Below are 12,910 nucleotides of genomic sequence, written 5' to 3'. Positions count from 1 at the left end.
CATCCAGGCACGCGCAGGCTGCGTTCAGATGCGCGCGGGCTTCATCCCGGCACGCGCGGGCTCAGATCGCGATGACCGTCTTGCCGCGTGCGCCGCCGGTCCGGTTGCGGTCGAGGGCCTGTGGGGCCTTCTCCAGCGGGAGTTCGATGTCGATGGGCACCCGCAGTACGCCCTCGGCGGCGCCCTCCGCCAGGACGTCGAGCAGGACCGGAGTGGGTTCGAGCCGGAAGTCGATACCGGTCACGCCCGCAGGCAGGGCGGCCCCGGCGGCGACGCCTCGGGTGGTGAGGGCGATACCGCCGCTGCGTACCAGCGCGGCGCGCGCGGCGAAGTCCTTCGGGGTGGTGGACACCAGGTCGACCAGTGCGTCCACGCCGTCCGGGCAGACTTCCCGCATCGTCGCTTCGAGGGGGCGGTCCGTGGTGTCGATCGTGGCGGTGGCGCCGAGGGCCGTCATCCGCCGGCGCTCGTCGCCGCGCACCGCCGCGTACACGCGTACGTCGCGGGCCGACGCGAGCTGGGTCAGACAACTGCCGACGCCGCCCGCCGCACCGATGACCAGCAGGCTCTCGTGGCCGCGGAGTACCGCGATCTCCAGGATCTCGGCGGCGGTCATTCCGGCGGACGGCAGCGCCGCCGCGGTACGGAGGGGGAGGCCCTGCGGGACGAGGGTGATGGCGGAGTCCTGCGGTACGGACACGTAGTCGCAGTAGGTACCGGCGCCGGCCAGGGGCCCGGGCACCCGTCCGAAGACCCGGTCGCCGACCCGGAAACGGTTCGCGCCACTGCCGATCATGTCCACCCGGCCCGCGTAGTCCACGCCGACGACCAGCGGGAACGCCTGAGGGGCGGTTTCGTTCTCCGGGGGGCCCTGGGCGGCCTGCCAGTCGCAGGGGTTGAGCGCGGCGTATTCGATCCTGATCCGTACCTCGCCGGCCTTCGGGGTGGGCTTGGGCACCTCGACCAGTGCCGGGTCTGCCCTGAATGCGCTGACGGCTATGGCTCGCATGTGGATGACCTCTCAGTCGTCCCCGATCCGACAGTCACGACAACCACTCTTCCCCGGCCCGCCCACCCCCGCACGTCGAATCCGGTCCGCTCCCTCCGCTACGGGGTCCGCCCGTCGCCGCTCCCGGTGCGCGCCATCCACCGCCGTCCGAGCACCGCGCACACCGCCACCACCAGGCCCACGGCGAACACCACCCACACGGTCGTGCGCAGCGAGTGCGTCAGCGCGTCGTACACCGCCGCCGCACCGCCCGTCTGGGCGTCCGGGACCTCGGACAGCACCCGGTTGCGGGCGACCGCGATCACCGCGCGCAGCACCAGCGCCCCCAGCGCGAAACCGGCCCCGGCCACCGCCGTGGCCGACAACGCGGCGCGCGCGGAGCGCCGGCGTCCGGGCCCTCCGCGCAGCCCCCTCCCTCCACGCAGCCAGGCCACGACCACGGTCAGGACGGTGAACACAACCGTGCCCACAGCGGGCCAGATGCTGCCGGCCCGTAGCAGGCGAAAGGTCTGGCGCAACTGGTCGGCGCGGTCGGCGGAGATGATGGTGATGTCGGTGTGCTGGACCGGGATCAGGTCGGCGAACGGCACCCCGTTCTTCGTGAGGTTCTGTTTGACCTGCTCGGTCACGGGCGCCAGATCGATCACCACGGGTTCGCCGGTTCTGCCGTTCAACGCGGCGGTGACGGAGTGGTGCGCGGTGCGGTTGGCGGCGCTCCAGGCAGCCTGGAAGGCGTCGGTGGTGGTGAAGGACATCACCGCCTCGTGCAGCAGGTTCCGCACGGTGCTCTGGAGCGGTCCGACGTCGATCTGCTTCATCGCCTCGTCGGTGATGAGGTCACTGACCGTGCTGCGTACCTCGGGGTCGGAGGCGAGCGGGGCCACCGCGGCGACGTAACGGTCGGTGTTGTCGATCTCCAGGTCCACCCAGGCGGCGAGCGCGCTCAGCGGGACGAGCAGGGCGAGCAGCACCATCATCACCACTGCCGGGACCGCCGAGACATACCTGCGCATCTCCCCAGGGAATCGTGTGCGGCAGCGACGCGCCCCGGACATTGCGCCATCCGAGTTGCCGGGCGACGCGGCCGGGTGTGCTCTGGAGGGAAACGGGGCGACGGAAGGAGCACTCCGCCATGGCCACTCACGCAGCGATGCCGTTCCGCCGACAGGCCGGGGCAGGGGCGCATCGGCGCGCTCGGCACAGTGCGGCCTCCTGGGCCATACCCGTCACGCTGGGTGCGGCATACGGTCTCTACGCGTCGTTCATCCTCCGCAACCACGGTGCGAGCGGCGGCCGGCAGTTCTGGTACGGCCTGATCACCGCCGTGGTGCTCGCCGTCCTGTGCTTCGCGCTGGGCCGGATCCAGCACCGCTTGCTGCCGCTGGTGCGGGGGGTGGCGTACGGCGCTCTGACGTCCGCGGCGATCGGCCTGCTGGTCGGGCTGACCGGTTCGAGCGTGCTGCGGTCCTCGGCGCTGGGGTTGTCGGTGGGCCTCGGGATGTTCATCGCGAGCTTCTACCTCTTCTACACGCACGAGCAGGTGCGCGGGCAGACGCAGGCGCGCGGGCAGATACAGACGCGCAGGCAGGCGCAGACGCAGATGCAGATGCGTGAGGAGGCGCAGATGCGCGAACAGGCTCAGACGCGGACGCGCGGGCAGGTGCAGACGCGCGGGCGGATGCGCGGGCAGACGTGAGCGCACCTTCCGATGCACCCGGGACATGAGGACGGGCCCGCGCTCGGCGCGGGCCCGTCCTCATGTCCTCATCCGTACGCGGTCGCCGTCAGTCGCGTACGACCGTCACCGGGCACGGTGCGTGCTGGGTGACATGGAGGCTGACCGAGCCGAGCAGGGTCGCCTTGAAGCCGCTGTAGCCGCGCGCGCCGACGACCAGCAGGTTCGCGCCCTTGGCGCGCTCCAGCAGGGACTGCGCCGGGTTGCCGATCACTACGATCTTCTGGACTGCGGCCGCGCCCTCGGCGCCCAGGGCCTCCTCCAGCGTCTCGTTGAGCGCCACGGTCGCGATGGCCTGCGGGTCGAAGTCCTCCGGCATGCCCGGCATCATGGACGCCCAGCTGGTCGCGGGGTACTCCCAGCTGTTGACGGCCTCCACGGTGTCACCGGTCAGTTCCGCCTGGCGCACGGCCCAGTGCAGTGCCTTGACCGACGACTCGGAGCCGTCGACGCCCACCACGATCCTGCCCATCTCTGCCTCCAGCTCGATTCCGCTCAGTGTGCAGAGGCGTCGTGCGGGACTCCCTGGGGAGCTCCGCACGACGCTTCTTTCAGTCCAACCCTATTCAAAACGGACAGAACTTCGAGCGGTAGGGCCTCCTGGCCCCCACCGGGTCGCCGGTCAGCCCTTCGTCCTGAGGTCGGCGAGCTGCTGTGCGAAGGGCACGATCTCGTCGTCGAGTCCGCGGGCCTTCGGTGCTCCGGAGGCCGCCCGGCCGCCCGCGACCATGGCCGCGAGTTCGCCGCCCGCGCGCCGGATGCGGGACGGCAGCCCGTCGGTGTAGTCGTCGCCGGACGAGCCCCAGTCCTCCGAGGCCGCGTACACGGAGGTCGGCACGACCGTGGCCCGCAGATAGGCGAAGAGCGGACGCATCGCGTGTTCCAGCACGAGCGAGTGGCGGGCGGTGCCGCCGGTCGCCGCGATGACGACGGGCTTGCCGGTCAGCGCCGTGTGGTCGATCAGGTCGAAGAACGACTTGAACAGCCCGCTGTACGAGGCGGTGAAGACGGGCGAGACGGCGATCAGTCCGTCCGCCTGCGTCACCTCCTTGATCGCTACGTCCAGGGCGCCGGGCGGGAACCCGGTGACCAGGTGGTTCGCGATGTCGACCGCCAGGTCGCGCAGATCGATCACCCGTACCTCGACCGTGCGGTCCTGCTCGGCGAGCAGGCGTTCACGGGCGGCGCCGGCCAGCCGCTCGGCAAGCAGCCGGGTCGAGGAGGGGCTGCTGAGCCCGGCCGACACGGCGACGATCCTCAGGGGCTCGGTGGCGAACACGCCGGGCGCCGTGGGCGCCGTGGACATGGTGGACACGGTGGTCAGGCCTCCTTCGCGGCCGTGCGGGCGGCGACGGCCGGGTGTACGGGGGCGGAGTCGGGGACTCCGGCGGGCCGCAAGTTGGCGAACTCCTTGCGCAGCACCGGGACGACCTCCTCGCCGAGGAGGTCGAGCTGCTCCAGGACCGTCTTGAGCGGGAGTCCCGCGTGGTCCATCAGGAACAGCTGGCGCTGGTAGTCACCGACGGCGTCCCGGAAGGACAGGGTCCGCTCGATGACCTCCTGCGGGGAGCCGACGGTCAGCGGGGTCTCCCGGGTGAAGTCCTCCATCGAGGGCCCGTGCCCGTAGACGGGGGCGTTGTCGAAGTACGGGCGGAACTCCCGTACCGCGTCCTGCGAGTTCTTCCGCATGAACACCTGGCCGCCGAGGCCGACGATGGCCTGCTCGGCGGTGCCGTGCCCGTAGTGCGCGTACCGGCGGCGGTAGAGGTCCACCATCTTCCTGGTGTGCTCGATCGGCCAGAAGATGTTGTTGTGGAAGAAGCCGTCGCCGTAGTACGCGGCCTGCTCCGCGATCTCCGGGGAGCGGATGGAGCCGTGCCAGACGAACGGCGGGACGCCGTCCAGCGGGCGCGGGGTCGCGGTGAAGGACTGCAGCGGCGTACGGAACCTGCCCTCCCAGTCGACGACTTCCTCGCGCCACAGCTTGTGCAGCAGGGCGTAGTTCTCGATGGCGAGCGGGATGCCCTGGCGGATGTCCTTGCCGAACCACGGGTAGACCGGGCCGGTGTTGCCGCGGCCCATCATCAGGTCGACGCGGCCGTCCGCGAGGTGCTGGAGCGTCGCGTAGTCCTCGGCGATCTTCACCGGGTCGTTGGTGGTGATCAGCGTGGTGGACGTGGACAGGATGATGCGGTCGGTGCGGGCGGCGAGGTAGCCGAGTGTGGTCGTCGGGGAGGACGGGACGAACGGCGGATTGTGGTGCTCGCCGGTCGCGAAGACGTCCAGGCCGACCTCCTCCGCCTTCTGCGCGATGGCGAGGGTGGCCTTGATCCGCTCGTGCTCGGTCGGTGTCCTGCCGGTCGTCGGGTCGGTGGTCACGTCGCCGACGGTGAAGATCCCGAACTCCATGGCGCCCGCCTCCAGAACTCTTCTTGTTGAACGTTGAACTATGTTTGCACACCCTACAACGGGACGCCCCCGGGGCCTATTCCGCGGGGAGGGGGAGTGGGTGGCCTGCGTACTCTGGAGTGGATGTGGAGGCCATCCCCGGCCTCCGGTGCGTGGAGGAGTGGGCGCTGTGGGCGAGAGTGAGCGCTGGAAGGAGCGCGGCGTGGCGCTGCGTGTCTTCGTGTACGTCTTCGCCACGCACATCTTCGCCGGGTTCGTCTGGATCCTCTTCTATGTGGGCGAGCACGCCCAGAAGTGATGGCACCTCTTGGTGTCACGTGATGCCATCTGGTGCCGCATGGTGCCACGTGGTGTCAGTTCGGCCTCCCTGGGCTGCTTGTGCCGCCTGGTTGCTCGGTTTGTTCTGCGTCTTCTGCCTGCTCGGGGTGGGCATTCTCGGGTCGATCCCACGTGTGGCGCCATAAAGGCTTGCGTGTGGTGCCATCGTGATGCCATGATGACGTCATGGATCTCACCCCGTATGTCGACACCCTCCGCCGCGAACTTGCGGTGGCCGCCGAAGCCGGCGGGGAGGACGCCCGCGAGCTGGCCGAGCGGCTCACCGCTCCTCTGGAGTCGGCGACCCGTCTGACCATGCTCCATGTGCTCTCCGCCGCGATGGACGAGATCACCCGCGAGCTCGCCCCCGGCTCGGTCGATGTACGGCTGCGCGGTCTCGACCCCGACTTCGTGGTGACACCGCCGCCCGCCGGCGGCGCCCCCGCGGAGGTGCCGGTTGCGCCCGCCGAACCGCTCAAGGCCCAGTCGCCCGCCGACGGCGACGAGGGCGGCACCGCCCGCATCAATCTGCGGCTGCCCGCCCACCTCAAGGTCCGCGCCGAAGAGGCCGCGAACCGCGAGGGCCTGTCGGTCAACGCCTGGCTGGTCCGGGCCGTGTCGGCCGCGGTCGACGGCGGCACCCGGCCGCGTACGACGGAGAAGACCCACACCATCGGACAGAGCTTCACGGGCTGGGTGCGCTGACCGCGCCCGCGCCCGCTCCACTTCACCCACACCACGTCCCACCAGCGGGGACGCCCGGAAGACCCAAGAGGACGGGACAGCCATGCCTTCTTTCGACACCCCCGAAGCGATTTCGGTCGACGCCCACGTGGGCGCCGGATCCATCCGGTTCACCGCAAGCGACCGCCTCGACACCCTTGTCGAGGTGCGGCCCGGCAACGCGAAGCGCAGCAAGGACGTGCGGGCGGCCGAGCAGACCGAGGTCACGTACGCGAGCGGCGTCCTGACCGTCAGGACGAAGGAGCGTCTCCTCATCGGACCCAGCGGCGCCGTCGATGTGACGGTCGACCTGCCCACGGGCTCGCGCATCGACGTGACCGGCTCCTGGGTCCAGGTGCTCGGCGAGGGCCGGCTCGGCGAGGCCCGGGTGAAGAGCTCGGTCGGTGACGTCCGCCTCGACACGACCGGGCCGCTCCGACTGGCCGCGTCCCACGGCTCGATCACCGTCGACCGGGTCGAGGGTGCGGCCGAGATCACCACCAGCTCCGGCGACCTGCGCGTCGGCACCGTCGACGGCCCCGCCGTCCTGAAGAACTCGCACGGCGCCACGAGCGTCAGCACCGTGACCGGGGACCTGCGAGTGAACGGCGCCATCGGCGTCATCGACATCGCGCGCGCCGAGGGCTCGGTCACCGCCACCACTGCCCACGGGGCCCTGCGTGTAGGCGAAGTGGCCCGTGGGGCCGTCCAGTTGGAGACCTCCTACGGCGCCATCGAAGTCGGCATCCGCGAGGGTACGGCCGCCTGGCTCGATGTCAGCTCGGGCTCCGGCCAGGTGCGCAACACGCTCAGTGCGTCCGAGACCCCCGGGGAGACCGAGGACACCGTCGAGGTACGCGCCCGCACCCGGCACGGCAACATCGACATCCGCCGCGCCCGGGCCTGAGCGCCGGCCCCGCAGACTCACCCATTCACCCAGTCGCTCCACCCTTCGAACGGGAGGGCCCCATGGGCTCATCTGTCATGCCCACATCCAGGCGCGGTGACGGTTCGCAGCCGTCCGCCGCCATCTCCACCACCGGCCTGCGCAAGTCGTACGGCGACAAGACCGTCCTCGACGGCATCGATCTGCACATCCCGGCCGGGTCCGTGTTCGCACTGCTCGGACCCAACGGCGCCGGCAAGACCACCACCGTGCAGATCCTGTCCACGCTCATCGCCGCCGACGGCGGACAGGCCCAGGTGGCCGGCCACGACGTCGCCACGGCGCCGGACCGGGTCCGTGCCGCGATCGGTGTCACCGGGCAGTTCGCCGCGCTCGACGACATGCTCACCGCCGAGGAGAACCTGCTCCTCATGGCCGACCTGTTGCGCCTCGGCAAAAGCCAAGGCCGTTCCCGCGCCAGGGCGTTACTGGAACGCTTCGAGATCGCGGACGTCGCGGACAAGCGGGCCGCGACCTTCTCCGGCGGCATGCGGCGCCGGCTCGACCTCGCCATGACGCTGGTCGGCGACCCGCAGGTGATCTTCCTGGACGAGCCGACGACCGGACTCGATCCCCGCAGCCGCCGCACCATGTGGGAGATGGTGCGCTCGCTGGTCGCGGGCGGCACCACGGTCTTCCTCACCACCCAGTACCTGGAGGAGGCCGACCAGTTGGCCGACCGGATCGCTGTGCTGGACGGCGGCCGGATCGTCGCCGAGGGCACCGCCGAGGAGCTCAAGGCACAGATTCCTGGCAGCCATGTCCGGCTGCGGTTCACCGACCCCGCCGAGTACGAGCGTGCGGTCGAGGTGTTCCCCGGCGCCGCCCGCGACGAGGAGAACCTCGCCCTGCGGGTGGCGGGCGACGGCGGGCTCGACGCGCTGCGCGGCCTGCTCGACCGCCTCGACGGAGCCGGGATCCGGGCCGCCGACTTCTCCGTGCACACCCCCGACCTGGACGACGTGTTCCTCGCCCTGACCGGCAACGGCACCGCGGCCACCCCGCTTCACGTCAAGGAGACCCTGCGATGAGCACCCTCGGCTATGTCGTGCACGACTCGATGACGATGCTGCGGCGCAACATCAAGCACGCGATCCGTTACCCGGCCGTGGGGTTCGGCAGCGCCATGACGCCGATCCTGATGCTGCTGCTGTTCGTGTACGCCTTCGGCGACTCGATCGGTGCCGGTATGGGTGGCGGCCGGGACGCGTATCTGACCTATCTGACGCCCGGCATCATCATCATGGGGGTGGCCGCCGGCTCGATGTCGACCTCGATCGCGATCTGCTCCGACATGACCGAGGGCATCATCAACCGCTTCCGCACCATGAACATCACACGCTCCTCGTTCATGACGGGACATGTCGTCGGCAGCGTCATCCAGACCATGGTGTGTGCCGTCCTGGTCGTGGGTGTGGCCCTCGCCGTCGGCTTCCGCTCGGACGCGAGCCCGTTGGAGTGGCTGGCCGCCGCCGGTTTCCTCACGGCCATCGCGTTCGCGGTGACCTGGCTGTCGGCTGCGCTCGGCCTGATGTCCAAGACCGTCGAGTCGGCCAGCAACAAGCCACTGCTGGTCCAGTTCCTGCCGTTCCTCGGCTCGGCGTTCGTACCGGCCGAATCGATGTCGCCGGGCCTGCGCTGGTTCGCCGAGAACCAGCCGTTCACCCCGATGACCGAGACCCTGCGCGGCCTGCTCTCCGGCACCGCGATCGGCAACAACGGCTGGATCTCGCTCGCCTGGTGCGTGGGCATCACCGTGGTCGGCTACGTCTGGTCGCGCTCGCTGTTCAACAGCACGACCAGGCGCTGAGAGCCCGGGGCTTCGGCCTCACGCTTCACGGCTGCTGCCGCCCAGGCGAGGGACTGGGCGGCAGCAGCCGTTCCCGAGCCGGCCCCCTACGGTCCCCGGGCGCGACGATGGCGCCGGTTCGCGGTACGCGGAGCGGGTGTTGAGCGTCAGGCACTCGTGGAGAGTGCGCCTGCTTTCACTTCGGCCAGGAACGTCGACCAGCTGGAGGGTGTGAAGACCAGGGCCGGGCCGTGCGAAGCCTTGCTGTCGCGGACAAGAGTGGAGTCGGCCAGATGACCGGTTTCGACGCAGTCGCTGTTGGCCCCGCTGTGACTCGACTTGTGCCATGCGACGTCGACGGTGGCGGTGTCCGCGATGGACGTTCTCACGTGCAGGCTTCCTTCTTGCTGGCGATGAGGGACAACGACTGGTCGAACGACAGGGCCGAGGCGGTCAGGCGCTCGAAAGCCTCCGTGTAGCGTTCCACATCGGAGACTTCCTCGACATAGAGACTGCTGTCGAGGTGTTCGAGCAGAACCACATCGAGGCCTGGTTGGCCGAATCCGAGTAGCGCAAAGCCGCCCGCCATGCCGGGGTGCAACTCGGCGTGCAGAGGTGTGGGCGGAACTGGCGCCCGGGCGGTGAGGGGCGTGGGGCAGGGGCCGTGGCCGGACTGCCGGGGGCGCGTTACCATCGGCCCATGACCTCCGTACCGTGCCGAAACTGGTGGCGCTCCTCCTAGGAGCGGCCACCTTTCTCTCTGCACGGAACCAGGGCCGTTCGCATCGGACGGCCCTTTTCTCTGCCCTCGTACAGGTGCGGATGCCGATCCCGGCGGGCCGTCCTCCACGCAACCAGCAACGCGAGGAGCAGGACCCATGACCACCGCATCCGCCATCGAATCAGCCACCGCCACCACCCCCACCGACACTGCCGCGTCCGCCCGGCGCCGCAGTGCCGAGCTGGAGCAGCAGATCCGGGAGCACCCCGGCCGTTTCCGGGTGATGACCGGGGACCGGCCCACCGGGCCGCTGCACCTCGGGCACTACTTCGGCACTCTCCACAACCGCGTCCGGCTCCAGGACCTCGGGGTGGACGTCTTCGTGATCATCGCCGACTACCAGGTGCTCACCGACCGGGACGTCGCCGATCGGCTCACCGAGCACATGGAGGCCATGCTGCTTGACTATCTGGCCATCGGTATCGATCCGACCCGTTCGACGATCTTCAACCACAGCGCGGTGCCCGCGCTCAACCAGTTGATGCTGCCCTTCCTGAGCCTCGTCTCCGTCGCCGAGCTGAACCGCAACCCCACCGTCAAGGACGAGATCGCGCACTCCCGGCAGTCCGCCGTCAGCGGGCTGATGTTCACGTATCCCGTGCACCAGGCCGCCGACATCCTGTTCTGCAAGGGCAACCTCGTCCCCGTCGGACAGGACCAGCTGCCGCACCTCGAAGTGACGCGGACCGTCGCCCGCCGCTTCAACGAGCGGTACGGGAAGGTCTTCCCCGAGCCGGACGCGCTGCTCTCCGCCGCACCGCTGCTGCTCGGCACCGACGGCACCAAGATGAGCAAGAGCCGCGGCAATTCGATCGCGCTCGGCGCCACCGCCGACGAGACGGCGCGGCTGATCAGGGGCGCGAAGACGGACGCCGACCGGCACATCAGCTACGAACCGGAGACCCGGCCCGGGGTCTCCTCGCTGGTGCTGCTGGCCGCGCTCTGCCTGGACCGTGATCCGCACACCGTGGCCGAGGAGATCGGCGACGGGGGTGCCGCGGCGCTCAAGCGGACGGTGACCGACGCCGTCAACAGCCGGATGGAGCCGATCCGGGCACGGCGGGCCGAGTACGCGCGGGACATGGCATACGTACGGTCGGTACTCCGTGCCGGCAACGAGCGCGCCAACGAGATCGCCGAGGCCACGCTGGACGAGGTGCGGAGCGTGATGGGCGGCGTGCTGTAGCGGCACCTGTCTCCTGCCCCGGCCCCCGCCTACGGCCGCACCGCCACCGCCCGCCGCCTGCGCAGGAGTTCGGCCAGGCCGCGGCGGGTCGCGGCGATCACCACGCGGTCCTGGGGGCGCAGCACGTAGCCCGGGTGCAGGTCCCAGACCAGGCCCGAGGGGCTGTCCGGGGCGGCCGGGGTGGCCGGGGTCAGGTCCGGGCGGCGGTCCTCGGGTGGGGTGGCGTCCAGGGCGAGGACGCGCCAGGAGCCTGCCCGGAACGCCTGCTCCACGGTGCGGCCCTCCAGCTGCGGGTGGCCCGCGACCTCGATGGCCGCGAACAGCATCACCTTCCGCTCGACCGGTATGGCGCCCAGGATCTGCCGCCCCATCATGGCGACGGCGAAGGACGGGGCGGCCAGGTGGGAGACGGAACGGGAGCGGGTCAGGGCCTGCGGGTGTGCGGTGCGCAGGGTGCGGTAGACGGCGGTCGCGAACTCGTCGTCGAACAGGCGCAGGGCGACGCGCAGGTCCGGCTTGACCGAGCGCGCGTACAGGGCGGCTTCCAGATTGGTGGTGTCGATGCTGGTCAGGGCGAGGAGTGCGCGGGCGCGCTGGATCTTCGCCGCCTCCAGCACCCCCTCCTGGGTGACGTCGCCGACGACCACCGGTACGTGCAGCCGCCGTGCCACGGGGATGCCGCGCGCGTCCGGGTCGTCCTCCACGCACACCACGGGGATGTCGAGCTCGCGGAGCCGGACGAGGACCCGGGTACCGATCTTGCCGAGGCCGAGCAGCACCACATGACCGGACAGGCCGCGGGGCGGGCGGCGCAGGGACGAGGCGGTACGGAGCGATCCGAAGGCCTCCAGCACGCCTGCCACGAGCAGCGGGAGCAGCATCAACCCGGCGACTCCGGAGAGGAGTTGGATGACCTGGCGGGCGGTCGGGTCGCCGATCGCGGGGTCACCCATGGCGAACAGGTCGAGCAGGGTCAGATAGGCGGCGTGCAGCGGGTCGTCACCGGTGGTGCGCCAGGACGCGACGGCGAGGCCCACGACGGCCAGGCCGACGCCGAGGGCCGACCACCGCAGTCGCCGGGAGAAGAACTGGCTGAGCGGTGCGCTGCGGCCGCCCATCCGGGGCGGCGGGCCGGCCGGGTCCGCCCGGCTGACCGTCTCCAGGACGACCGTGCCGCGGCCCGTGGCGGCGGCCACCTGCCCTTCGTCGGGCAGGAGTTGGGGGCCTTCGGCGCCGCTGCTGTCGGAGCCTTCGGTGCCTGCCGGGTCGTGGGTGGTGGAGGACAGCAGGGCCAGGGTGCACAGGCCGGGGGCGGCGGTTCGGCCGTCCTCGGGCGGGGTGCGCTCGACGGCGCGCAGCATCAGGCCCTCGGCCTGGATGACCTTGCTGGAGCCGATGACGGCGGTCGCCGCGAGGGCCGGGGCCGCGGTGTCGGCGTCGGAGAGGACGGTGGTGGAGGTGTCCAGTGCGGTCGGGTCGAGGTCGGGCACGGCGACGGCGGCGGCCTGGTCGAGCAGCGTCTCCAGGTGCTGGCCCAGCTTGCGGTTGTAGAGCCGGATGACGAGCCGGACCCGTGGGTTGAGGCGGCGCGCCGTCAGGGCGGCCCGGATGTTGCGCTCGTCGTCGTCGTAGACCAGCGCCAGGGCGGCGGCCGACTCGACCCCCGCCTCCTCGAACGCCTCGTCGGAGGGTTCCGCGGCCTCCAGGATGCGCACCGCCTCGACACCGGCGTTGGTGTCGGTGTCGGAGCCCGTGCCGTAGCCCAGATTGCGGTTCATCGCCGCCGACATGCGCCCGAACAGCGTGGCCGCACGGCCGCGTTGGGTCGTCGGCAGCTCAGGTCGGCGCGGGTCGCGTCCCGGCGGAAGCAGCAGGGTGACCCGCTCCCCGTAGACGTACCGCAGTTCCACCGCCAGTCGTTGGGCGAGTGCGTCGTCACCGCAGACGACCATGTGGCCGCTGAGGACGGGGCGTTGGGGCTGCTGCGGGAGTGGGGACACGAAACCCAGCATGC

15 protein-coding genes are annotated in these 12,910 nt (G+C 70.8%); 7 read left to right on the top strand and 8 right to left on the bottom strand.

Annotation, left to right across the window (positions count from 1 at the left end; all coding sequences use genetic code 11):
• Nucleotides 1-61: 61 nt before the first annotated feature.
• Both AB0L71_RS16635 and AB0L71_RS16630 read right to left on the bottom strand, forming a co-directional pair.
• A complete protein-coding gene (locus AB0L71_RS16635) occupies nt 62-1,009 on the bottom strand; it encodes an NADP-dependent oxidoreductase (RefSeq protein ID WP_365243115.1) in 948 nt (315 codons plus the stop codon).
• Nucleotides 1,010-1,107: 98 nt separating this feature from the next.
• Entirely contained in the window at nt 1,108-2,022 is a 915-nt protein-coding gene (locus tag AB0L71_RS16630; protein WP_365243113.1) for a hypothetical protein, read from the bottom strand.
• A gap of 119 nt (nt 2,023-2,141) precedes the next feature.
• Here AB0L71_RS16630 and AB0L71_RS16625 point away from each other — a divergent pair, with 119 nt between their 5' ends.
• Nucleotides 2,142-2,705 (top strand): hypothetical protein, encoded by a 564-nt coding sequence (locus tag AB0L71_RS16625; protein WP_365243111.1) that lies wholly within the window; start codon nt 2,142-2,144, stop codon nt 2,703-2,705.
• 88 nt (nt 2,706-2,793) lie between these two features.
• On the opposite strand, the gene AB0L71_RS16620 is transcribed toward AB0L71_RS16625, so the two are convergent.
• The 3 genes from AB0L71_RS16620 to AB0L71_RS16610 form a co-directional block, all read right to left on the bottom strand.
• Nucleotides 2,794-3,216: a universal stress protein gene (locus AB0L71_RS16620; protein ID WP_365243109.1), complete on the bottom strand. Its 423-nt coding sequence runs from the start codon at nt 3,214-3,216 to the stop codon at nt 2,794-2,796.
• 150 nt (nt 3,217-3,366) lie between these two features.
• Nucleotides 3,367-4,023, bottom strand: coding sequence for an FMN reductase (locus AB0L71_RS16615; RefSeq protein ID WP_365243324.1), 657 nt, complete (start codon nt 4,021-4,023; stop codon nt 3,367-3,369).
• Nucleotides 4,024-4,064: 41 nt separating this feature from the next.
• Nucleotides 4,065-5,153: an LLM class flavin-dependent oxidoreductase gene (locus tag AB0L71_RS16610; RefSeq protein WP_365243107.1), complete on the bottom strand. Its 1,089-nt coding sequence runs from the start codon at nt 5,151-5,153 to the stop codon at nt 4,065-4,067.
• A 169-nt stretch (nt 5,154-5,322) separates the two neighbouring features.
• On the opposite strand from AB0L71_RS16610, the gene AB0L71_RS16605 reads away from it, so the two are divergent.
• The 5 genes from AB0L71_RS16605 to AB0L71_RS16585 all read left to right on the top strand — a co-directional run bounded on the left by AB0L71_RS16605 (nt 5,323) and on the right by AB0L71_RS16585 (nt 8,950).
• Nucleotides 5,323-5,451: a DUF6126 family protein gene (locus tag AB0L71_RS16605; RefSeq protein WP_365243105.1), complete on the top strand. Its 129-nt coding sequence runs from the start codon at nt 5,323-5,325 to the stop codon at nt 5,449-5,451.
• Nucleotides 5,452-5,657: 206 nt separating this feature from the next.
• Nucleotides 5,658-6,176 (top strand): hypothetical protein, encoded by a 519-nt coding sequence (locus AB0L71_RS16600; RefSeq protein WP_365243103.1) that lies wholly within the window; start codon nt 5,658-5,660, stop codon nt 6,174-6,176.
• An 82-nt stretch (nt 6,177-6,258) separates the two neighbouring features.
• Nucleotides 6,259-7,101, top strand: coding sequence for a DUF4097 family beta strand repeat-containing protein (locus tag AB0L71_RS16595; RefSeq protein WP_365243101.1), 843 nt, complete (start codon nt 6,259-6,261; stop codon nt 7,099-7,101).
• Nucleotides 7,102-7,178: 77 nt separating this feature from the next.
• Entirely contained in the window at nt 7,179-8,171 is a 993-nt protein-coding gene (locus AB0L71_RS16590) for an ATP-binding cassette domain-containing protein (RefSeq protein WP_365243099.1), read from the top strand.
• The gene (locus tag AB0L71_RS16585; protein ID WP_365243097.1) at nt 8,168-8,950 is read left to right on the top strand and encodes an ABC transporter permease; all 783 of its coding nucleotides are present in this window, start codon (nt 8,168-8,170) and stop codon (nt 8,948-8,950) included. The genes AB0L71_RS16590 and AB0L71_RS16585 overlap by 4 nt, the downstream gene beginning before the upstream one ends.
• Before the next feature lie 146 nt (nt 8,951-9,096).
• On the opposite strand, the gene AB0L71_RS16580 is transcribed toward AB0L71_RS16585, so the two are convergent.
• Complete coding sequence (locus AB0L71_RS16580; RefSeq protein WP_365243095.1) at nt 9,097-9,318, bottom strand: DUF397 domain-containing protein; 222 nt, start codon at nt 9,316-9,318, stop codon at nt 9,097-9,099.
• Complete coding sequence (locus tag AB0L71_RS16575; protein WP_365243093.1) at nt 9,315-9,623, bottom strand: Scr1 family TA system antitoxin-like transcriptional regulator; 309 nt, start codon at nt 9,621-9,623, stop codon at nt 9,315-9,317. The genes AB0L71_RS16580 and AB0L71_RS16575 overlap by 4 nt, the downstream gene beginning before the upstream one ends.
• 184 nt (nt 9,624-9,807) lie before the next feature.
• On the opposite strand from AB0L71_RS16575, the gene trpS reads away from it, so the two are divergent.
• Nucleotides 9,808-10,896, top strand: coding sequence for a tryptophan--tRNA ligase (gene trpS, locus AB0L71_RS16570; RefSeq protein WP_365243091.1), 1,089 nt, complete (start codon nt 9,808-9,810; stop codon nt 10,894-10,896).
• Between the two features lie 29 nt (nt 10,897-10,925).
• Here trpS and AB0L71_RS16565 read toward each other — a convergent pair whose 3' ends face one another.
• Nucleotides 10,926-12,908 (bottom strand): NAD-binding protein, encoded by a 1,983-nt coding sequence (locus tag AB0L71_RS16565; protein WP_365243089.1) that lies wholly within the window; start codon nt 12,906-12,908, stop codon nt 10,926-10,928.
• Nucleotides 12,909-12,910: the final 2 nt, after the last annotated feature.

It is taken from the genome of Streptomyces sp. NPDC052052 (assembly GCF_040680455.1).
In the GTDB taxonomy this organism is placed as follows: Bacteria; Actinomycetota; Actinomycetes; order Streptomycetales; family Streptomycetaceae; genus Streptomyces.
Note: the sequence above shows the minus strand (reverse complement) of the source record. Positions and strands in the feature narration are given on the sequence as shown.